This is a genomic window from Ewingella sp. C233 (assembly GCF_055407225.1).
The window spans coordinates 2065178-2087345 of record NZ_JBUZRI010000001.1 but is presented as its reverse complement, the minus strand read 5'-3'; the positions used below and the strand labels follow the sequence as shown (position 1 = coordinate 2087345).

Sequence of the window (22168 nt, the reverse complement as noted above, 5' to 3'; positions counted from 1 at the left end):
CAGGAGGCAGAATGAAAACGCTGCTGATGATAGACAGTTCGCTCGGACAGGCTCGCAGCCATCTGGCGAAAAATATGCTCGCTGCTGCTGCGGCGAAAGCAGGACACACCCTGACAGACAGCATCGCTGATGCGGAACTGATTGTCGTTGCGGGTGAACATGTACCGGCAAACGCCGCGCTGGCGGGTAAGAATATCTACGCAGGTGATGTTGCGCTGGCTATCCGTGAGCCGGAAGCTTTCCTGCAACGCGCTGCCGCTGAAGCAAAACCTTACGTGGCACCGGTCTCGGCTCCTGCAAAAGCAGTCACTGGTAACGGCCCGAAACGCATCGTGGCTATTACCGCATGTCCGACCGGCGTCGCACATACCTTCATGGCAGCTGAAGCCATCGAAACCGAAGCGAAGAAACGCGGCTGGTGGGTGAAGGTCGAAACCCGGGGGTCTGTCGGTGCCGGTAATGCCATCACCCCGGAAGAAGTCGCGCAGGCTGATCTGGTTATCGTGGCCGCGGATATCGAAGTGGATCTGGATAAGTTTGCCGGTAAGCCGATGTATCGCACCTCGACCGGTCTGGCGCTGAAAAAGACCAAGCAGGAGCTGGACAAAGCGCTGGTGGAAGCTGAAGTCTTTGAGCCGAAAAAACAGGGTTCTGTTGCTGCTGGCAGCAAAAAAGAAACCGGTGCCGGTCCTTACCGTCACCTGCTGACCGGTGTTTCCTACATGTTACCGATGGTGGTTGCGGGTGGGTTGTGTATCGCGCTCTCCTTTATTTTCGGTATTAAAGCCTTTGAAGTGAAAGGGACACTGGCCGCTGCGCTGATGCAAATCGGTGGTGCATCAGCCTTTGCGCTGATGGTGCCTGTTCTGGCCGGTTTTATTGCTTTCTCCATTGCTGACCGTCCGGGCCTGACGCCTGGTCTGATTGGCGGGATGCTGGCAGTCAGCACCGGTGCAGGTTTCCTCGGTGGTATCATTGCCGGTTTCCTGGCAGGTTATGTCGCGAAGTTCATCAGCAACAAACTGCATTTACCGCAAAGTATGGAAGCGCTGAAGCCCATCCTGATCATTCCGCTGGTGGCGAGCCTGATCACCGGTCTGGTGATGATTTATGTGGTCGGTACGCCGGTTGCTAAAATCATGGTTGGCCTGACTAACTGGCTGCAATCTTTAGGTACGGCGAATGCGGTTCTGCTGGGCGCTATCCTCGGTGCGATGATGTGTACCGACATGGGCGGCCCGGTGAACAAAGCGTCCTACGCCTTTGGTGTGGCACTGCTAAGTTCTTCCGTCTACGGCCCAATGGCAGCCATCATGGCCGCCGGTATGGTGCCACCGCTAGCGATGGGTCTTGCGACCGTGCTGGCGCGTAAGAAATTTGAAGAGAGTGAGCGTGAAGGTGGGAAAGCCGCGATGGTGCTGGGACTGTGCTTCATCACCGAAGGCGCAATTCCGTTTGCCGCACGTGACCCGATGCGTGTCCTGCCGTGCTGTATCGCCGGTGGTGCCCTTACCGGTGCGCTGTCGATGGCTTTCCACGCACAGCTGATGGCACCACACGGTGGTCTGTTCGTACTGTTAATCCCTGGGGCAATCACGCCGATTCTGGGTTATCTGGTGGCAATCATCGCCGGTACGTTGCTGGCAGGCGTTTCCTACGCATTTCTGAAACGTTCTGACGCAGCGCTGGCCGCCAAGGTTGTGACGCAGTAATTCTTCAGTCTCAATCCAACAAAAAGGGCGCTCCGGCGCCCTTTTTACTTTTTAAATTTACGCTATTGCATTTCCGTTCTTATGCAGCGGCGTCATCCTGCGATTTTTGTTGTGACTTCAGCCACGCAATTTCATCAATCCAGATCTCCGGATTAACGGTTTCGAGGATCATCGGGATACCGTCGAAACGCGGGTCACGCATCAGCCAGCTGAACACGGTTTTACCAATGTTGCCTTCACCCAGACTGTGATGGCGGTCGACGCGGCTGTTGAATTCACTTTTGGCATCGTTAAGGTGCATACCGCGTAAATACTTGAAGCCCACAATATCTTCGAACTGTTTGAAGGTTTTAATGCACTCTTCTTCAGTGCGCAGGTCATAACCGGCCGCAAATGCGTGGCAAGTATCAATACACACACCGACGCGGCTTTTGTCTTCCACACCGTCAATAATTTTCGCCAGATGCTCAAAGCGGAATCCCAGATTGCTGCCCTGACCGGCGGTATTTTCGATAACCGCAGTCACGCCTTCAGTCTGGCTCAGCGCGATATTCAGCGACTCAGAGATTTTCTCCAAACATTTATCTTCATCGATTTGCATCAGGTGGCTGCCCGGATGGAAGTTCAGCAGCGACAGGCCGAGCTGTTCGCAGCGCTGGAGTTCATCAAGAAACGCCTCGCGGGATTTCTCAAGCGCTTCGGTGACCGGGTGCCCAAGGTTAATCAGATAGCTATCATGCGGCAGGATTTGATTGCTGCTGTAGCCGTATTTTTCACAGGCCACTTTGAATTTTTCAATCACATCCTCCGGCAGAGGTGCGGCTTTCCACTGGCGCTGATTCTTGGTAAACAGCGCGAATGCCGTTGCCTCCAGTTCGTGTGCGCGGATGACGGCCTGATCGACCCCACCCGCTGCGCTGACATGTGCTCCAATAAACTTCATGTTCACTCCTCTGCTGTTCGCCCTTTATCCCCGGATGATAACGCCTTGAGGTCGGGCGTGCAGCACAGATGTGCTAAAACGACGCAGGGTGCGCTCTTAAGCGAATAAATGTTGCACCAGTTCGTTAATTCCCGCACCACCCACAATCAGCCAGACGAAGAGAATGGCAGCCAGCAGAATCGGTTTTAAACCGGCCTGACGCAGTGCGCTGATGTGCGTGGTCAAGCCCAGCGCGGCCATCGCCATCGCCAGCAGGATGGTGTCCAGCGTGATCAGCGGTGGTATCCAGCTGTGCGGCAAGATATCCAGTGAGTTGATTGCCGCCACGACGATGAAAAGCAGGGCGAACCACGGAATAGTGATGTTACGTAAGACGCCTGCGTTTTCGGTTTTCTGCACATTGCTGCGGCTTTTCCAGCCGGACAACAGCAGCAGGAAAGGCGCCAGCATCATTACGCGGATCATCTTGGCGATCACGGCAGCGCTCTCGGCTTCCGGGCTGACACCCTGTCCGGCGGCCACCACCTGTGCCACTTCATGCACCGTCGAGCCGGTGTAAATACCGAACTGTTCGGCGCTGAAATTCACCCAGTGGTGGTGCAGGTTCATCTGCCACAACCAAGGGTAGAGGAAGATGGCGGCGGTACCGAAGATAACCACGGTGGCGACGGCCACGGTCACTTTCTCGGCTTTGGCATCCAGCACCGGCTCCGTCGCCATCACGGCGGCGGCACCGCAAATACTGCTGCCCGCGCCAATCAGCATCGCAGTATCGCTGTCCAGCCCGAAGACTTTCTTACCCAGCCAGCAGGCGAGGGCAAAGGTCGAGCAAAGCATCAGGGCGTCAATCAGGATGCCGGTTGCACCGACATCCGCGATTTGCGCGAACGTCAGGCGCAGACCGTACAGAATGATCCCCAGGCGCAGCAGGCGCTGTTTGGCGAGATTCACGCCATCGTGACACAGCGGGCGAACCGTCGGGTAAACCGTGTTGCCGAGGATCATACCGATGACAATCGCCAGCGTCAGCGCACTGAGCCCCAGATGGCTCAGCTGCGGGAAATCACTCAGCCAGATGGAAATGCCGGTTACTACGCCGGTGAGAACTAAACCCGGTAATACGCGTCCAATCCAGACTGGCTTAAGAAAATTCGAACGGGTTATTTTTGCTGTAAATGTATGCATGTCACTTGCCTCTCTGACTATCCTGCTGACAAGCGTACCGCCGCCTTATATAAAAATGAAATTGATTATAACTTTATAACCTATCGGTAAAAGAGGTATAGAATGGGGCACAGAGCCCGGCGTGGCCGGTCTGGCCGTTGGACTATACTTAATGCAAATGAAAGGGATGGCGACGACCGCCTGCGGTCTGCGGTTCCTGTCAATTACGGGCAACACAAAGCACGGGCGACATGGCGCGTGTGACGGACAAATTACTTATGCACATAACATTGCGACAACTTGAAGTGTTCGCCGAAGTGCTGAAAAGCGGCTCAACCACGCAGGCGTCAGTCGTATTGTCGCTGTCGCAATCTGCGGTCAGTGCGGCGCTGGCTGACGTCGAAGGGCAACTCGGCGTGCAGTTATTTGACCGCGTGGGTAAGCGGCTGGTGATCAATGAGCATGGGCGCCTGTTGTATCCTAAAGCGCTGGCGCTACTGGAGCAGGCGGGCGAGATTGAGCGGCTGTTCAGTAAAGACAACGGTTCGCTGCGCATCGGGGCCAGCAGTACCATCGGCAACTATATGTTGCCGGGCATGATTGCCAGTTACCGGCTCGACTTTCCTGCCACGCCGCTGGAACTGAACGTCGGTAACACCAATGACGTCATTAACGCCGTGGCGGAATTTCGCGTAGATTTGGGGCTGATCGAAGGCCCGTGCAGCGTACCTGAATTGATCACGCAGCCGTGGCTTGATGACCAGTTGGTGGTTTTTTGCGCGCCAGGTAATCCGCTGGCAGGGCAGGCCGTTAGTCTGGAAACGCTGGCACAGGCACCGTGGATCTTGCGTGAACGCGGGTCCGGTACGCGTGAAGTGCTTGACCATCTGCTGCTGCCGCAAATGCCGGACTTCAATCTGGTGATGGAGCTGGGTAACTCCGAGGCGATTAAACACGCCGTCCGCCACGGCATTGGGATCAGCTGCCTGTCGCGGCGGGTGATTACCGAACAGCTCAGCAGCGGGGCGCTGGTGGAAATCCGCCTGCCAGTGGCGCCATTGGTGCGAAAATTGTACTTAATCCATCACCGTCAAAAACATATTTCCAACGCATTATCAAGGTTTTTAACCTATTGCCGGGAACCGGTATAAACGTCTTTTGCTTATGATCCGATGCCGATCATGAAGGTCTCTTATAACAGGGGGTTCGTGCTATTCAGGCCCGCTCGTTTTGTTACAATCCGCGCGTAAAATTCTATCTATACAACAAATCACAGCGCAAACAGGGCAAAAATGGCTGAACCATCGACTAAAACTTCGCAGCCGGCACCGTCCGGACTGCGCCGCGAGCTGAAAGCCCGCCACTTAACTATGATCGCCATTGGCGGTTCAATCGGTACCGGTTTATTCGTGGCGTCAGGTGCTACGGTTTCACAAGCCGGACCGGGCGGAGCACTGCTCTCTTACGCCTTAATCGGCATCATGGTCTATTTCCTGATGACCAGCCTCGGCGAACTGGCGGCCTTTATGCCGGTCTCCGGATCGTTTTCCACCTACGGTTCCAAATACGTAGAAGAAGGCTTTGGCTTCGCACTGGGCTGGAATTACTGGTACAACTGGGCGGTCACTATCGCCGTTGACCTGGTTGCCGCACAGCTGGTGATGAACTACTGGTTCCCGGACACCCCTGGGTGGATCTGGAGCGCGCTGTTCATGAGCCTGATTTTCCTGCTCAACTACATCTCGGTACGCGGTTTTGGTGAGGCTGAATACTGGTTCTCACTGATCAAAGTCGTGACCGTCATCATCTTCATCGCCGTTGGCGTGCTAATGATCACAGGCATTATGCGCGGGGGTGAAACGGCGGGCTGGCACAACTGGACGATTGGCGATGCGCCTTTTGCCGGTGGCTTTGCCTCCATGATTGGTGTGGCAATGATCGTAGGCTTCTCTTTCCAGGGAACCGAACTGATTGGTGTGGCTGCGGGTGAGTCAGAGAATCCGGCCAAGAATATTCCACGCGCCGTGCGTCAGGTATTCTGGCGAATTCTGCTGTTCTATATTCTGGCGATTCTGGTAATAAGCCTGATTATCCCTTATACCGATCCGAACCTGCTGCGTAACGAAGTCGGCGATATCAGCGTCAGTCCGTTCACGCTGGTGTTCCGTAACGCCGGTCTGTTATCTGCCGCAGCCGTCATGAATGCCGTGATCCTGACCGCCGTGCTCTCCGCCGGTAACTCGGGGATGTATGCGTCAACCCGTATGCTGTATACCCTGGCGTCTGAAGGCAAAGCACCGCGTATTTTTGCCAAACTGTCGAAAGGCGGCGTGCCGCGTAACGCGTTGTATGCCACCACGGTGGTCGCTGCGCTGTGCTTCCTCAGCTCGATGTTTGGTAACCAAACGGTTTACCTGTGGCTACTGAATACCTCGGGCATGACCGGTTTCATTGCCTGGCTCGGGATTGCAATTAGTCACTATCGTTTCCGTCGCGGTTATGTTTCTCAGGGACGTGACCTGAAAGAACTGCCGTATTTGTCCGGTTTCTTCCCGTTTGGTCCGATCTTTGCCTTTGTGCTTTGTCTGACGATCACGCTCGGGCAGAACTATCAGGCTTTCCTGAAAGACACTATCGACTGGTACGGTGTTGCTGCGACTTACATTGGTCTGCCGCTGTTCCTCATCATCTGGTTCGGTTACAAGCTGACGCGTAAAACCAAAGTGGTGAAATACAGCGAAATGGAATTCCCGAAGCATACCGATTAATACTATCGGCGAGAATTATCTTAATAAGGCAGAGCTCCGGCTCTGCTTTTTTTATTCCTTATTTTAAATATTAATTAACTCCATAAACTCCACCAACAATCCTTATCTAATTAACGCCATTAACTCCACGCAGAACGCTAAAAATAATTTATTTGGTTGTTTTAATTAAATGTGAAATAGGTCAAATAATCGCGATTTTTTTTAGTTAACATGCAGCACTACTCAATTAGTTTTAATTCACTCTTATCATTTGTGGTTAATGTTTTTATTAAATAAATAACCCAAAGTTGAAATTTATAATAAATTTTGTTTCTGACTTGTTGCATTAAAATATCATCAGGTGATTCATGGACGGAGTATTCAGTCAGGTTAACCGCACCAATCATGCCGCTATTGCCGAAATTACGGCATTCCTGCGCGCCAATGACTTAAACATCGATACGACAGTTGAAGTCTTCATTACCTTGCGTCGCGCCGGAGAGCTACTGGCTTGCGGAGGTATTGCCGGCAATATCATCAAATGCGTGGCCATCAGCGAAAGCGTGCGCGGAGAAGGTCTGGCGCTTACGCTGGCCACCGAACTGGTTAATCTGGCCTATGAGCGGCATCACAGCCATTTGTTTATCTATACCAAAACGCAAAATCAGGCTCTGTTTCAGCGCTGCGGCTTTTACCCGATAGCCAGTGTGCCGGGCATTGTGGTGTTGATGGAAAACAGCGGCTGTCGTTTAAGCCGTTACGCGAATGAATTGCACCAACGCTTTCAGCCGGGAAAACGTATCGGTTGTATTGTGATGAATGCCAACCCCTTCACACGAGGTCATCAATATCTGGTCCAGCAGGCAGCGAAACAGTGCGACTGGTTACACGTGTTTTTAGTGAAAGAGAATAATTCCCGTTTCTCCTATGAAGACCGCTATGAATTAGTCCGCAAGGGCATTGCAGATATTAAGCACGTGACCTTGCATGCCGGTTCAGAATATATGATCTCCCGGGCCACTTTCCCTTGTTATTTCATCAAAGATCAGGGCGTAGCAGATGACTGCTATACCGAAATTGATCTCAAAATATTCCGCCAATATCTGGCCCCTGCGCTGGGAATCACCCAGCGATTTGTCGGTACCGAGCCTTTTTGCGAAGTGACCGCTAAATACAATCAGGACATGCGCTACTGGCTGGAAACTGATGAGCTGGAATGGCCCTCGGTGGAATTGGTTGAGATCCCACGTTTAACCTGGGAAAACACCGCCATTTCGGCCTCGTGGGTACGTAAATTACTGGCGCAATCGGACATCACGACAATCCGCCAGTTAGTCCCTCCGGCCACCTGCCACTACCTCGAACAACTTCTTGCCGTGCGCGCTGGAAAATCCGCAGAGCGGGCCATAGCAACCGCCAACCAGACAGGTGAACAATGAATATTATCCGTGAAACCCTTGCCGGCACGCTGGAGTCCAGCGATGTCATGGTGCGTGTTGCACCTAACCCAACGCATATCGACCTGCAACTGAACAGCACCGTCGAGAAGCAGTTTGGCCAGCAAATCCGCCAGTGTATCGCTGACGTGTTGCAGGATTTACACATTGAAACCGTCACGCTGGTGGTGGATGACAAAGGTGCGCTCGATTGCGTGCTGCGCGCCCGTCTGGAGACGGCGCTTATCCGCGCCAGCGAACAAAATCCTCACCAATGGGAGGTCCGCTGATGCTGACACAACGCAAACTCAGAATGCGTCGCAGCATGTTATTTGTGCCTGGCGCCAATGCGGCGATGGTCAGTAACGCATTTATTTATCAGGCCGATTCCGTGATGTTCGACCTCGAGGATTCGGTGATCCTGCGTGAAAAAGACGCCGCGCGTCGTCTGGTATTCCATGCGCTGCAACATCCGCTGTACCGGGAAACGGAAACCATCGTGCGGGTTAACGCGCTGGATTCTGCTTACGGCCTGGCGGATCTAGAAGCGGTAGTGCGTGCAGGCGTCAACATCGTGCGGCTGCCGAAAACAGATACCGCAAAAGACGTCACCGATATGGAAACCGAAATTGCGCGTATTGAAGCGCAGTGCGGTCGCCCTGTGGGCAGCACCGGTATGCTGGCAGCGATTGAGACAGCCCGCGGCATTACTCAGGCCGTCCACATTGCGCAGGCGTCGCCAAGGCTCATTGGCATCGCCCTGGGGGCTGAAGATTACGTGCGGGATCTGCGCACCGAGCGTTCACCGGAAGGCACAGAACTGCTGTTTGCGCGCTGCTCGATTCTGCAGGCCGCCCGCGCAGTCGGTATCCAGGCCTTCGATACTGTTTATTCGCAAGCCAACAATGACGCCGGTTTTCTTAACGAAGCGGCACATATCAAACAGCTGGGTTTCGACGGTAAGTCGCTCATCAATCCGCGTCAGATTGAACTGCTTCACAACCTCTACGCCCCGACATTAGCCGAAAGAGACCATGCACAGGCCGTCGTTGACGCCGCCGCTGCCGCAGAAGCCGAAGGGCTCGGCGTGGTGTCGCTCAACGGGAAAATGGTTGACAGCCCGGTGATTGAGCGGGCGCGTCTGGTGTTGCAGCGGGCGGCATTGTCCGGACTTCGTGAAGAATAACAGGAGCAAGTGATGCAAAGGCAACAGCGCGTAAATCAGTTCGGCGAAACGGCAGCGGAGACTTTTTCCGCCTTTGCGCCGGTTTCGAAAGCCAACCAGCAGGCGGCTAAACCCCGCGACCACAAACTCTGTTCGTCGCTCGAAAATGCCATCCGCCGCAGCGGATTGCAGGACGGCATGACCATTTCGTTTCACCATGCGTTTCGTGGCGGTGACCTGACGCTCAATCAGGTAGTCGACACGCTGGCGGTCATGGGCTTTAAAAACCTCACGCTGGCATCGAGCTCCCTGAGCGACTGTCATGCGCCACTGATCGAACATATCCGCCACGGCGTGATTGGCCTTATTTATACGTCCGGCCTGCGCGGACCGCTGGCGGAAGCCATTTCGCATGGCGCATTGCCGCAATTACCGCCGGTGCAGATCCACTCCCACGGTGGACGGGTCAACCTGATCGAAAGCGGTGAACTGAGCATCGACGTGGCGTTTCTCGGTGTCCCGGCCTGCGACATCTTTGGTAATGCCAACGGCTACAGTGGCAATGCGCGCTGCGGTTCGCTGGGCTACGCGCAGGTTGACGCGCAGGTTGCGCGCCAGGTGGTGCTGCTGACCGAACAGATTCTGCCGTATCCGCACAACGCCAGTATTGCGCAGGACAACGTTGACCTGATTGTGCAGGTTGAAAAAGTGGGTGATGCCGAGAAGATAGGCGCGGATGCCACCCGTATGACCAGCAATCCGCGTGAATTGCTGATCGCCCGGCGTGCCGCCGACGTCATTGTCGCCTCCGGCTATTTCAAACAAGGTTTCTCCCTGCAAACCGGTACCGGTGGCGCATCGCTGGCCGTCACCCGTTTTCTGGAAAACAGTATGCGTCGTCAGGGCATCACCGCCGGTTTTGCGCTCGGCGGCATCACTGCATCGATTGTCGACCTGCATGAAAAAGGGCTGATCGAACGTCTGCTCGACGTACAAAGTTTTGACCGCCAGGCCGCAGAATCACTGGCGCGTAATCCCGGCCACTATGAAATCAGTGCCAATCAGTATGCCAACCCGGACTCGAAAGGGGCATCGGTGGAACAGCTCGACGTCGTGGTGCTCAGCGCACTGGAAATTGACACGGGCTTTAACGTCAACGTACTGACTGGGTCTGACGGTGTACTGCGCGGAGCGTCCGGCGGCCATTGCGATACTGCCGCCGCCGCACGGTTAGCCATTATCGTGGCGCCGCTGGTACGTGGCCGTATTCCGACGCTGGTGGAGCAGGTTACCACCTGCGTTACGCCGGGTTCGAGTATCGACATTCTGGTCACTGACCACGGTATCGCGGTTAATCCGGCACGGCCAGATCTGTCCAAGAGCCTGCAACAGGCAGGGATCAAAACCGTCACCATTGGTTGGCTGTACGAGCGGGCGCGCCTGCTCAGCGGAGAACCTGCGCCGCTGTCCTTTACCGACCGTGTGGTAGCCGTGGTGCGTTACCGCGACGGCTCGGTTATCGATGTCGTTCATCAGATTGAGGAGTAGCCATGCACGCTGTCTCCCCGTTATTGGCCGCTAACCGCGCAGTCAGTTTGCCGGAACTTCTTTCAAGCCGTGAATCTCGTCAGACCCGGCAGAAAGCGTGGTTGGCGCGCCATCACTGTACGTTAATTTCCCTGACGATGGTGATGCCGGGCGCGGTAAAAGACACCGCGCTCAGCCGGGAACTGTTTTGTCTCGCATGGCGTGCGCTGGAAACGCTCAGCCAGCAACTCGGATGGTCATGGCTGGCATGGCGCTGTCTGCCGCAGGAGACGGGCAGCGAAGGGCTGATCGCCCTTGACGTTCCAGCGCGGGAAGTCAAACAGGCGACGCTGGAACTGGAAGAGAGCCAGCCGCTGGGCCGTCTGTGGGATATCGACGTGCTCGACGCCAGCGGAGCGATATTGTCGCGCCGTGATTTCAGCCTGCCGACGCGCCCTTGCCTTATCTGCCCGCAACCTGCCGCTCTCTGTGCCCGTGAACAAAAGCACAGCACGGCAGAACTGCTTAGCCGGATGGAGACGATGCTCAATGCTACAGCGCATGAATAAAGAAGTCGTTCAGGTCATTGATGTAAAAGCTGAATGGGTGATGCTGGCGTATCAGGCATTACTGCATGAGGTCAATCTGACGCCTAAGCCGGGTCTGGTTGACCGCGCCAATAACGGTGCGCATCAGGACATGACCTTGCAGGATTTTTACCGCAGTGCAGACGCGATTGCACCGTGGTTCGCCCGTTTTATTGCCGAAGGGGAAGAGAGTCATCAGCGACCAGCGGGCGAAATATTACGCCGCCTGCGCCCCTTGGGGCTGGGCTGCGAAAACGCGATGTTTACGACGACCGGTGGCGTGAATACCCATAAAGGCACGGTGTTTTCCATGGGGCTGCTTTGCTGCGCACTGGGGCGTTTGCACCGTCAGGGACAGGTTATTACTGCGGCTGTACTCTGCCGTGAAGTGGCTCTTTTTTGCCAGGATCTGGTTGAGAAAGAGCTGTCCGGCCCACCGGTTTTAGCACAGCAGACAGCCGGACAGCGGCTATTTCATCTTCACGGGCTGACCGGCGCGCGCGGTGAAGCGCAGTCCGGCTTTGCTACGGTGCTGACCCTCAGCTTGCCGTTTTACCGGCGGATGATCGGGCAGCAGAAATCGCAGGAGCAGGCACTAAGCCAGACGTTGCTGCTGCTGATGAGCCTGAATGCGGACACCAACGTGGTGTCACGCGGCGGAATGTCCGGGCTGATGTGGCTGCAACGCCGCGCGCGCGAGGTGCTGCGTGCCTGCCGCCATAAATCACCAGCACCTTTATTACAGCAGTTTGATGAGCAATGTATCTCCCGCAACCTCAGCCCCGGTGGCAGCGCTGACTTACTGATTCTTACGTGGTTTTTGGCACAGTTTCCGGAATAAAAATCTAAAAAAGTTTCGTCATTTTTTTCACTTTAACCCGTTCTTACAGGAGACCATTGATGGTCATTTCAAAGGAATTTATCGGAAAAGCACTGATGCCGCTGGTGGTACTGGCGGTACTGCTGTGTATCCCCGTGCCGGACGGAATGCCGCCGCAGGCGTGGCGCTATTTTGCGATTTTCGTCGCCATGATTGTCGGGATGATCCTCGAACCGATCCCGGCGACGGCGATCAGTTTCATCGCCATGACGGTGTGCGTTATCGGGTCCAACTGGGTATTGTTCGATGCCAAAGAGCTGGCGGATCCCAATTTTGAAGCCGGTAAACAGGCGTTGAAGTGGGGACTGGCGGGTTTCTCCAGTACTACTGTCTGGCTGGTATTCGGGGCGTTTATTTTTGCACTGGGCTATGAAGCGACAGGTCTTGGCCGACGTATAGCGCTGATTATGGTTAAGTTTATGGGTAAACGTACCCTGACGCTTGGCTACGCGATTGTCATCATCGATATTCTGCTGGCGCCATTCACACCGTCTAATACCGCCCGTACCGGCGGGACCGTTTTCCCGGTGGTGAAAAACCTGCCAGCGCTGTTTGAGTCTTACCCCAATGACCCTTCTTCACGGCGCATCGGCGGGTATCTGATGTGGATGATGGTGATCAGTACCAGCCTCAGCTCCTCGATGTTCATTACCGGCGCAGCGCCTAACGTACTGGGCGTGGAGTTCGTCAGTAAAATTGCGGGTGTCCACATTGGCTGGATGCAGTGGTTCCTGGCGTTTCTGCCGGTAGGTTTGATTTTACTGATCGTGGCACCCTGGTTGTCTTACGTGCTGTACAAACCGGGCGTGACGAAAAGCAATGAGGTCGCGGTCTGGGCCGTTGGCGCCCTAAAAGAGATGGGCGGTCTGACTAAAAAGGAACTGACGCTCATTGTTCTGGTGCTGTTCAGTCTTTGTTTGTGGGTATTTGGTACCAACTTTATTGATGCCACTGCCGTCGGCCTGCTGGCCGTCGCGCTGATGCTGATCCTGCACGTCGTGGCATGGAAAGATATCACCAAATATTCGAGTGCATGGAATACATTGGTCAATCTTGCCACGCTGGTGGTCATGGCAAACGGCCTGACCCGCTCGGGCTTTATCAAATGGTTTGCTGACACCATGAGCCATCACCTCAGCGGTTTCTCGCCGAGTGCCACCGTCGTGGCGTTGGTACTGGTGTTCTACTTCTCTCACTATTTGTTTGCCAGCCTGTCGGCGCACACTGCCACGATGATGCCGGTAATTTTGGCCGTGGCGATGGGCTTACCGGGCTTGCCGATGGCTGAATTGTCGATGCTGCTGGTGTTGTCGATTGGTATCATGGGGGTACTGACGCCTTATGCCACCGGTCCCGGTGTCATTATCTATGGTTGCGGCTACGTCAAATCCAAAGATTACTGGCGTCTTGGCGGGATCATGGGCGTGCTCTATATCTCTATGCTGCTGCTGGTGGGTTGGCCGCTGATGAAGCTGTGGATGTGATCACCGCCCGTTGAGGCAATAATCAAAACAAAAGCGGAGCTAAGTCTCCGCTTTTTTTATGAATTTTTTGGTAATACACCTTAACGGGTTGTTACTTCACATCGATTCGTTCCCGCCGTGACATCCTGTACTCTTGATAGTTCCCGCATATCGCATTGATAATTATTATCGTTTCCATTATTGTTATGCCCTCTTCAGGGAACGTAAAGGAATTGCAAGAAGATGATTATGCGGAGAAAAAGCAGCAACAAATTTTTAACAGGCGCAGCGCTTAGCCTAATGCTGGGACTGTTTAGCGCGGGCTCAATGGCTGTTACTGTCACGGATATCGCGGGCCGCACGGTCACCGTACCGGATAATGTAGAACGCATCGTGCTCGGTGAAGGGCGGTTATTCTTCGCATTGTCCCTGCTGGAAGGGCAAAGGCCCTTTGACCGTATTGTCGGCTGGCAGGGCGATTTCCGTAAACTCGATCCGCAAACTTATGCTGTCTACAAAGCGAAATTCCCGCAGATTGATGCTATTCCGCTGATTGGCAATACCAGTGCTGACAGCATCAGCCCGGAAAAAGTGCTAACACTAAACCCGCAGGTAGCGATTTTCGGTTTATCGGGCCACGGGCCGGGGAAAGAGAGCGATCTGGTCGGGCAGTTACAAAAAGCCGGTGTGCCAGTGGTGTTTGTCGATTTCCGCACCTCACCGCTGAAAAACACTTTGCCAAGCATGGAGTTGCTGGGCAAAGTGCTGAACCGTGAGAAGCAGGCCCAGGACTATATTAAGTTCTATCAGGAGAATATCCGCCGCGTCACCGAGGTGACTCACGACATTCCTGAACAGAACAGACCTAAAGTATTTATCGAGCTGCGCGCATCAACCGCAGACGAATGCTGCCGCTCAGCCGGTAACGGGAATATGGGTGACTTTATCAGTCTGGCCGGTGGGGTTAACATTGCCAAAGCTTTGCTGCCGGGCCCGCTGGGGCAGGTCAATCTGGAAAAAGTGATCGCCTCGCAGCCGGATGTCTATATCGTCAGCGGTGGTTCGGCCCCGCAGAAAACCGGTGATGCCAACCCGCCGACCAGCCTGATTCTGGGCGCACAGGTTACGCCAGAGCAGGCTCAGGCCAGTCTCATGCCGCTGTTAAAACGCAAAGGCATCTCCACGCTGAAAGCGGTGGAAGAGGGGCGCAGTTACGGTATCTGGCACAACTATTACAATTCTCCGTACAACGTGATGGCAGTGCAGGCGTTTGCCAAAGGGTTCTATCCGCAGAAGTTTGCCGATCTGGATCCTGAGCAAACCCAGAAACAGATGTACAAGCAGTTCCTGGCCATAGAGCTGACAGGCACCTACTGGACCGACGCGAAAAAAACGGAAAACACGCAGTAGCCTGTGTGTGTTTGTTTATAAATTAATGAGATGTAAAGACACATGAGCGCAACCACCGATCCCTTACTGACGGACAGTCCGCACGCTGACAACAGCGTGATGGGCCGGTACCAGAGTATCGTCCGCCGCCGCCTGATGCTAATGCTGGTACTGGTGATGGCGATTATCGCTTCACTGATTATCGACTTCATTATGGGGCCATCGGGGTTGTCGCTTCATACGCTGTGGCAAACGCTGTTTGACTCAGCATCGGCAGACGCCGGTACCCGCGTCATTGTCTGGGACATCCGCCTGCCCTATGCGCTGATGGCGATTGCCGTCGGCATGTCGCTGGGGCTGGCCGGGGCTGAGATGCAAACCATCCTCAACAACCCGCTGGCTTCCCCGTTTACGCTTGGCGTCTCCTCCGCTGCGGCCTTTGGTGCGGCGCTGGCGATTGTGCTTGGCATCGGGATCCCGGGCGTGCCGGATCAGTGGTTTATCTCCGCTAATGCCTTTATCTTTGCTTTATTCGCCGCGCTGATGCTTGACGGCATCACGCGCTGGACGCGTGTCGCCAGTTCCGGCGTCGTGCTGTTCGGTATTGCGCTGGTCTTTACCTTCAATGCGCTGGTTTCCCTGATGCAGTTCATTGCCACCGAAGATACCTTGCAGGGACTGGTGTTCTGGACCATGGGCAGTCTGGCGCGTGCGTCATGGGTGAAACTGGGCGTGATGATGCTGGCTTTCCTAGTGCTGCTGCCGTGGTCGATGATGAGCGCGTGGAAGCTGACTGCGCTGCGTCTGGGGGAAGATCGTGCCATCAGTTTTGGTATTGATGTGCGCCGTTTGCGTCTTGGCACCTTGCTGCGTATCAGTATTCTTTCTGCGCTGGCGGTGGCCTTTGTCGGTCCGATTGGTTTTATCGGTCTGGTCGCGCCGCACATTGCCCGTTTGATGTTTGGTGAAGACCACCGTTTCTATCTGCCAGCCAGTGCGCTGATCGGTGCGCTGGTGCTGTCGATGGCGTCCGTTGCCTCAAAAAATCTGGTGCCGGGTGTCATTATTCCTGTAGGCATCGTGACGTCGCTGGTCGGCGTGCCGTTCTTCCTGAGTATTATTCTGCGCCACCGGGGGAATGTCTGATGTCCGCTGTATTGCAATTCAAAGCTAAAGGTAGCCTGCACGCCGCAACGCAGGGTCTGCAAATCCGCGACTTCAACGCCGGTTATCCCAAGCGTCCGGTGATCCGCCATCTCAATGTGCCGATGCTGCCGCGTGGAAAAATCACCGTTCTGCTCGGGCCGAACGGCAGCGGGAAATCGACCCTGTTACGCTCTCTGGCCGGGCTGAACCGCGCCGAAGGGCAGCTGATCCTCGATGGTCATGATCTGATGCCCATGCCGTTTGCCCGCCGCGCTGAACAGGTGGTTTACCTGCCGCAGTCGCTGCCTGCGGGCGTGCATTTGCACGTGCTGGAATCGATTATCGTGGCCCAGCGTGCCTCCGGCAGCCATAGCAAACAGGCCGAAACCACCGAACAGGTGATGACGCTGCTGCAACAGTTGGGAATTGAACATCTGGCACTGAGCTATCTCGACCAGCTTTCCGGCGGGCAGAAACAATTGGTGGGACTGGCACAGTCTTTGATCCGTCAGCCCTCGTTACTGCTGCTTGATGAACCGCTGTCGGCGCTGGATTTAAACTACCAATTTCACGTAATGGACTTGGTACGCAAAGAGACGCAAAAGCGTAATATCGTCACCATGGTGGTGGTGCATGACATCAACATTGCGCTGCGCCACGGCGATCGCGTATTGATGCTCAAGGACGGCAATCTGATTGCCAACGGCGAGCCTGAAGAGGTGATCACCCCGGAAAGTCTGGCGCGCGTTTATGGCGTGCGCGGACGCATTGAACGCTGCTCGCAGGGAACGCCGCAAATATTGATCGACGGACTGGTCGGCGACCCTTCTATCTAAAGACACCCGTCAACCTTCAAGACGTTTATAAATAGCCGGGCCGCCAATGCAGTGGCCCCGCATTTCAACTTGTGAGCCTGAAATTAAAAAAATCATCCGACAAATCCGGCGGCATTCACTCGCGCTAAATTCAGGAATTTGACGGAATTTTGCTTACGACCACCGCATGAGCGGGGTTGTTTTTATCTCATGGAGAGAAACATGGTTAAGGTTATATTGACACCGGCATTCAAAGTCGGGCTTATCGCACAGCTTATTACCGCTGCATTCCCGGTCTTTGCCGAGGACGCCAGAGACGTGAAGGAGAAAGAGGATCAGATTGTGGTGACCGCCTCCTCGGTCCAGCAGAACCTCAAGGATGCGCCTGCCAGTATCAGCGTGATCACCCGCGAAGATCTGGACAGAAAACCGGTGCAAAACCTCAAAGACGTACTCAAAGATGTGCCCGGTGTACAACTCACCAGCGAAGGGGACAACCGTCAGGGCGTCAGCATTCGTGGCCTGAGCAGCGGCTATACCTTAATTCTGGTCGATGGCAAACGCGTTAACTCGCGTAATGCGGTCTTCCGCCATAACGATTTTGACCTGAGCTGGATCCCAACGGAATCCATCGAACGTATTGAAGTGGTGCGCGGGCCGATGTCCTCGCTTTACGGCTCGGATGCGCTGGGCGGTGTGGTCAACATCATCACCAAAAAAATCGGCACGGCCTGGCACGGTACCCTGAGCGCGGATACCACCGTGCAGGAGCACCGCGACCGTGGCGATAGCTACAACGGCAACTTCTTCACCAGCGGCCCGCTGATTGACGGCCTGCTCGGCGTAAAAGTTTATGGCGCGTTGGGCAAGCGTGATAAAGATCAGGCAGATTCCTCCAGCGGTGAGAAAGGCCAGCCACGCATCGAGGGCTATACCTCGCGTAACACCAACGTTGAATTTGCGCTGACGCCAACCGACGATCAGGACATGACTTTTGGCTACGGTCTCGACCGTCAGGATCGCGATTCCGATACGCTGGATAAAAACCGCATCGAACGCGAAAACTATTCCATCGGGCACAATGGCCGCTGGGGCTGGGCCAATACCGAACTGCGTTTCTACGGTGAAAACATCGAGAACAAAAACGCCGACACCATCACCTCGAAAAATAACTCTCTTGACGGCAAAATCGTCGTGCCGCTGGGCGAATACAACCAGCTGTTTACCTTCGGTGGCGAATACCGCAACGACAAGCTCGAAGACGGCGTAAATCTCGCCAGCAGCGGCAGCACGCAGGCTAACCAGTACGCACTGTTTGTGGAAGATGAGTGGCGGATTTTTGAAAGCCTGGCGCTGACCGGCGGCGTGCGTATGGATGACCATGAAAACTACGGCGTTAACTGGTCACCGCGTGCTTATCTGGTCTACAACGCCACGGACACCGTGACCGTGAAAGGGGGCTGGGCGAGTGCGTTTAAAGCACCATCCCTGCTTCAGCTCAGCCCTGACTGGCAAAGCGCATCTTGCCGTGGCAGCTGTCAGATCATTGGTAATCCGGATCTGAAAGCAGAAACCAGTGAGAACGTCGAACTGGGCCTGTACTACGCGGGCGAAGAGGGGCTTCTGGAAGATGTCACCGCCAGCGCCACGATATTCCAGAACGATGTCGACGACATGATCAGCGTCAACCGTACGTCAAACCGTTCTCAGGCACCCAGCTACGCTAACTTCGTCGGTTTCGATTCCGCCGGTAACCCGATTTTTAACTACTTCAACGTCAACAAGGCGCGAATCCGCGGGCTGGAAACTGAATTGAATATCCCGTTTAGCGATGAAGTGGGTCTGAAACTCAACTACACCTACAACGACGGACGCGATCTCAGCAAAGGGGGCAACAAACCGCTAACGGCTTTACCGTTCCACACCGCCAACGCCACGCTGGACTGGAAACCGCAGGAAGACTGGGGTCTGTATCTGTCGGCTAACCTCAAAGGCGAAGCGCGTACCGTCGCCAACGACGATGTCACCCCAGGCGGCTACACCATCTGGAACACCGGTGGTTCGTACAAAGTGAACAAAGCCGTGAAAATTCGCGCCGGGGTCTTAAACCTCCTCGACAAAGATCTTAACCGCGACAGCTACAGCTACAACGAAGACGGACGCCGCTACTTTATGGCGGTGGATTACAGCTTCTGATGATGTGTTGACATCATAAGCCGCTTTACGGTCGCGGGCGTCGGCCCGCGAGGGGTAAGAGGATATAAACCCACCCCCTTACCCCATTCCAATGGGTAAACCCATCTGACAGATGGGTTTACCAGCCCGCATGACGGGAAATGGGCATCTTTACCGTTTCTGAATATACGTCAGCGCCAACGCCACGGCGAGAACCAGACCTTTGATGATGTCCATCGCGTAGTAGGGCACCGACAACATGACCAGCCCGTTGGACAGCACGCCCAGAATCACCGCACCAATCAGCGTACCGAGGGCATTGGGTTTGCCTGAACCGGCCAGTGAAAAACCGATATAAGCCGCCGCAACCGCATCCATCAGATAGCCGCTGCCGGCGTTCACCTGCGAGGAACCAATGCGTGAAGCCAGCAAAATACCGCCGGAACCGGCCAGTAATGAAGAGATAATGTATGCCGTCACACGATAGCGCGCAGTGCGGATCCCGGCCAGACGCGCCGCCAGCGGATTTCCGCCGATAGCGTACATGCGCCGTCCATGTTTGGTCAGTGACATAAACAGTTGCACCACGACAGTCACGACGGCCATCACGATAACAATCACCGGCACCTGACCGAGCAGGCTGAACACTGCGGGCACCGTCCCTTCGGCCATATCGCCACTCGGTAACACCATATTTTCGGTGATGGAGCCGCCGTAACTGTAGGTCATCGCCGCGCCCTGAATAACAAACAGACTGGCAAGCGTTGCCAGCATGTCAGGAATTTTCAGAATCACGATCAGGAAGGCGTTGAACAGCCCGACCAGCGTACAGAGCGCAAGCGTGATCAGAATCGCTTCGGTGGTGTTAAACCCGTGCCAGACGAACATCGAGATCACCAGCGCATTGGCCAGCGAAGCGGTTGAACCGACCGACAAATCAAAACCGCCGACCGACAGTGAAATCGACACACCAATGGCGATCACCGTGACGATGGCAATCGAGCGCAGGATATTGATGATGTTTGACGGCTCTAAAAAGTTGTCAGACGCGATGCCGAATCCGGCGATCAGCAACACAACGGTGAGCAACATGCCCCATTTGTAGAGAAAGTCGAATAACTGGTGGCGCCATGGCTGGGCCACAGGGGCATTTTGTTCGGTAATCACAGCTTTGCTCACGCGGGTGCTCCTCCGGTGGAATATATTAATAGTGTCTCTTCGTCGACGTCTGCGGCATTGAGTTCAGCCACAATACGGCCATCCCACAACACCAGAATGCGGTCGCATAACCCGACCAATTCGGCGAACTCACCGGAAGCATAGATAATGCCTTTTCCCTGTTGCGCCAGGCCGTCAATCAGCCTGAAAACGTCCGTTTTGGCCTTGATGTCCACACCTTTGGTCGGTTCGTCAAAAATCAACACCTGACTCTCACTGCGCAGCCATTTCCCGATCGCCACTTTCTGCTGGTTGCCGCCGGAGAGACGGGCCAGTTTTTGCAGTGGCCCGGAAGCCCGAATTCCTAAACGGCCAATAATATCCTTCGCCCAGACCAATGCCCGGCGTGAATTGAAAATCGAAAAACGTGAAAAACTGTCATCGGCGGTGACGCTGAGGTTCATTGGGATATCTTCGTCGATGAAAATTCCCTCCTTGCGCCGCTCTTCCGGCACCAGCGCCAGCCCAAGCTCGACCGACAGATACGGTTCTTTCGGCTTCCAGGGTTTACCGTTGAGTTCGCCGCTCTCCACCTGACTGGGTGTTGCACCAAACAGCGCTTTGCACAGTTCCGTTTTACCAGCACCGGCGAGGCCAGCAATACCCAGAATCTCCCCACGGTGCAGGCTCAGGGAGATATCGCGCAATTTGTCTTTGTCATGCATCCCCTGAATACGCAGCAGGGTTTCAGGGCTGTGCGGCGCACGGCGCGGCGGATAAATATCGTCGAGCTGATGACCAATCATCTTCTCGATAATGTGTTCATTGGTCAGGCCCTCCATGCTGTCATCACTGACCAGACGGCCATCACGCAGCACGGTCATGCGGTCGCAGACATCGCGCAGTTCATGAATGCGGTGCGAAATAAACACCACCGCCATTCCAGCCGCTTTCAGCTTACGCACCAGCGCAAACAGCCGTTCACTTTCGGCCTGATCGAGTGGGGCAGTCGGTTCGTCGAGGATCAGGAAACGGCATTTATGCGACAACGCACGGGCCAGTAAAATCAGCTGTTTTTCAGCCAGCGTGCAGCTTTCGATGCGGGTGCGCAGGTTGATTTTCAGCCCGAGCTGGTCGATAAGCCGCTGCGCATGATGATAGATTTCGGACCAGTTATGCAGATGTCCCGGCTCAGACAGCGTATCCAGCATGATGTTTTCGGCCACATTGAGCGTCGGCACCAGCGCGACATCCACCTCCTGCTGCACCAGATGAATACCGTGCGCCCGCGCCTGATGCGGTAATTTCACCGTCACCGGCTGCCCGTCGATGGTTATCTGGCCGGTGTAATGGTCATGCGTGCCTGACAGCACGGCCATCAGCGTGGATTTTCCCGCACCATTGGCGCCCACCAGGGCATGAACCGATCCGCCTTCCAGGGTGAAGTCCACCTGACGCAGGGCTGGGAAACCGGCAAATGAAATCGAGATATTACGCATCTCAAGGATTGAGGAGCTCACGCTGGGGGTTGGCCTTATACAGATAATTTACGATTGGTGTAATTGGCGTTGTAGACGTTTAGCCGTCCATAACTTGCGGTGACAAAGTTTTAACATACACAGGGATTTAAGCAACTTATTTTCAATCTTTGAAGTGTTGGGCGGCTGCCCAAGCCCGCTTATAAATCTTTAAATTCAACTTCAACTTCAACTTCAAGGTCGTGGGCGTCGGCCCACACCGACCAGGGGGCGGCCAGTCGCCGCCGCCCCCTGGACCCCCAGGCTTTTTCATGGAACACCGGTAGCTGCGCTGGTCACAATGGCCGTGTTTCAGGGGCCACAGCGATAGCCGCAAACGCCGC

At 54.9% G+C, this 22168-nt stretch carries 18 protein-coding genes; 14 read left to right on the top strand and 4 right to left on the bottom strand.

The window, feature by feature from the left end:
* The first annotated feature begins 11 nt into the window (after positions 1–11).
* Positions 12–1712, top strand: a complete 1701-nt coding sequence (gene fruA / locus ACZRKO_RS09495) for a PTS fructose transporter subunit IIBC (RefSeq protein WP_463736943.1) — start codon at positions 12–14, stop codon at positions 1710–1712.
* A 79-nt stretch (positions 1713–1791) separates the two neighbouring features.
* Here fruA and nfo read toward each other — a convergent pair whose 3' ends face one another.
* Both nfo and ACZRKO_RS09485 read right to left on the bottom strand, forming a co-directional pair.
* Positions 1792–2655 carry a deoxyribonuclease IV gene (nfo, locus tag ACZRKO_RS09490; RefSeq protein ID WP_463736942.1) on the bottom strand — a complete coding sequence of 288 codons (864 nt, stop codon included), beginning with the start codon at positions 2653–2655 and terminating at the stop codon, positions 1792–1794.
* Positions 2656–2751: 96 nt separating this feature from the next.
* A complete protein-coding gene (locus ACZRKO_RS09485; protein ID WP_463736941.1) occupies positions 2752–3840 on the bottom strand; it encodes a YeiH family protein in 1089 nt (362 codons plus the stop codon).
* Between the two features lie 257 nt (positions 3841–4097).
* Between ACZRKO_RS09485 and yieE the strand changes: the two genes are divergently transcribed.
* The 13 genes from yieE to cirA all read left to right on the top strand — a co-directional run bounded on the left by yieE (position 4098) and on the right by cirA (position 19170).
* Positions 4098–4970, top strand: a complete 873-nt coding sequence (gene yieE, locus ACZRKO_RS09480; protein ID WP_463736940.1) for a DNA-binding transcriptional regulator YeiE — start codon at positions 4098–4100, stop codon at positions 4968–4970.
* Positions 4971–5111: 141 nt separating this feature from the next.
* Positions 5112–6587: an amino acid permease gene (locus ACZRKO_RS09475; RefSeq protein ID WP_463736939.1), complete on the top strand. Its 1476-nt coding sequence runs from the start codon at positions 5112–5114 to the stop codon at positions 6585–6587.
* Positions 6588–6934: 347 nt separating this feature from the next.
* Positions 6935–8005 (top strand): [citrate (pro-3S)-lyase] ligase, encoded by a 1071-nt coding sequence (gene citC, locus ACZRKO_RS09470; protein ID WP_463736938.1) that lies wholly within the window; start codon positions 6935–6937, stop codon positions 8003–8005.
* Positions 8002–8292, top strand: a complete 291-nt coding sequence (gene citD / locus ACZRKO_RS09465; protein ID WP_463736937.1) for a citrate lyase acyl carrier protein — start codon at positions 8002–8004, stop codon at positions 8290–8292. The genes citC and citD overlap by 4 nt, the downstream gene beginning before the upstream one ends.
* Complete coding sequence (locus ACZRKO_RS09460; protein WP_463736936.1) at positions 8292–9188, top strand: aldolase/citrate lyase family protein; 897 nt, start codon at positions 8292–8294, stop codon at positions 9186–9188. The genes citD and ACZRKO_RS09460 overlap by 1 nt, the downstream gene beginning before the upstream one ends.
* A gap of 12 nt (positions 9189–9200) precedes the next feature.
* Positions 9201–10715, top strand: a complete 1515-nt coding sequence (citF, locus tag ACZRKO_RS09455) for a citrate lyase subunit alpha (protein WP_463736935.1) — start codon at positions 9201–9203, stop codon at positions 10713–10715.
* A 2-nt stretch (positions 10716–10717) separates the two neighbouring features.
* Positions 10718–11263: a citrate lyase holo-[acyl-carrier protein] synthase gene (citX, locus tag ACZRKO_RS09450; RefSeq protein ID WP_463736934.1), complete on the top strand. Its 546-nt coding sequence runs from the start codon at positions 10718–10720 to the stop codon at positions 11261–11263.
* Positions 11256–12122, top strand: a complete 867-nt coding sequence (gene citG / locus ACZRKO_RS09445) for a triphosphoribosyl-dephospho-CoA synthase CitG (protein ID WP_463736933.1) — start codon at positions 11256–11258, stop codon at positions 12120–12122. The genes citX and citG overlap by 8 nt, the downstream gene beginning before the upstream one ends.
* Before the next feature lie 59 nt (positions 12123–12181).
* A complete protein-coding gene (locus ACZRKO_RS09440; RefSeq protein ID WP_463736932.1) occupies positions 12182–13645 on the top strand; it encodes an anion permease in 1464 nt (487 codons plus the stop codon).
* 222 nt (positions 13646–13867) lie between these two features.
* On the top strand, positions 13868–15034 hold the full coding sequence (locus ACZRKO_RS09435) for an ABC transporter substrate-binding protein (protein WP_463736931.1): 1167 nt from the start codon (positions 13868–13870) through the stop codon (positions 15032–15034).
* Positions 15035–15076: 42 nt separating this feature from the next.
* On the top strand, positions 15077–16159 hold the full coding sequence (locus ACZRKO_RS09430; protein ID WP_463736930.1) for a FecCD family ABC transporter permease: 1083 nt from the start codon (positions 15077–15079) through the stop codon (positions 16157–16159).
* Positions 16159–16995, top strand: coding sequence for an ABC transporter ATP-binding protein (locus ACZRKO_RS09425; protein ID WP_463736929.1), 837 nt, complete (start codon positions 16159–16161; stop codon positions 16993–16995). Before ACZRKO_RS09430 ends, ACZRKO_RS09425 begins: the two co-directional genes overlap by 1 nt.
* 201 nt (positions 16996–17196) lie before the next feature.
* Entirely contained in the window at positions 17197–19170 is a 1974-nt protein-coding gene (gene cirA, locus ACZRKO_RS09420; RefSeq protein WP_463736928.1) for a catecholate siderophore receptor CirA, read from the top strand.
* 150 nt (positions 19171–19320) lie between these two features.
* On the opposite strand, the gene ACZRKO_RS09415 is transcribed toward cirA, so the two are convergent.
* Positions 19321–20316 (bottom strand): ABC transporter permease, encoded by a 996-nt coding sequence (locus ACZRKO_RS09415; RefSeq protein WP_463737520.1) that lies wholly within the window; start codon positions 20314–20316, stop codon positions 19321–19323.
* Positions 20317–20324: 8 nt separating this feature from the next.
* Positions 20325–21806 (bottom strand): sugar ABC transporter ATP-binding protein, encoded by a 1482-nt coding sequence (locus ACZRKO_RS09410; protein WP_463737519.1) that lies wholly within the window; start codon positions 21804–21806, stop codon positions 20325–20327.
* Between the last annotated feature and the right edge of the window lie 362 nt (positions 21807–22168).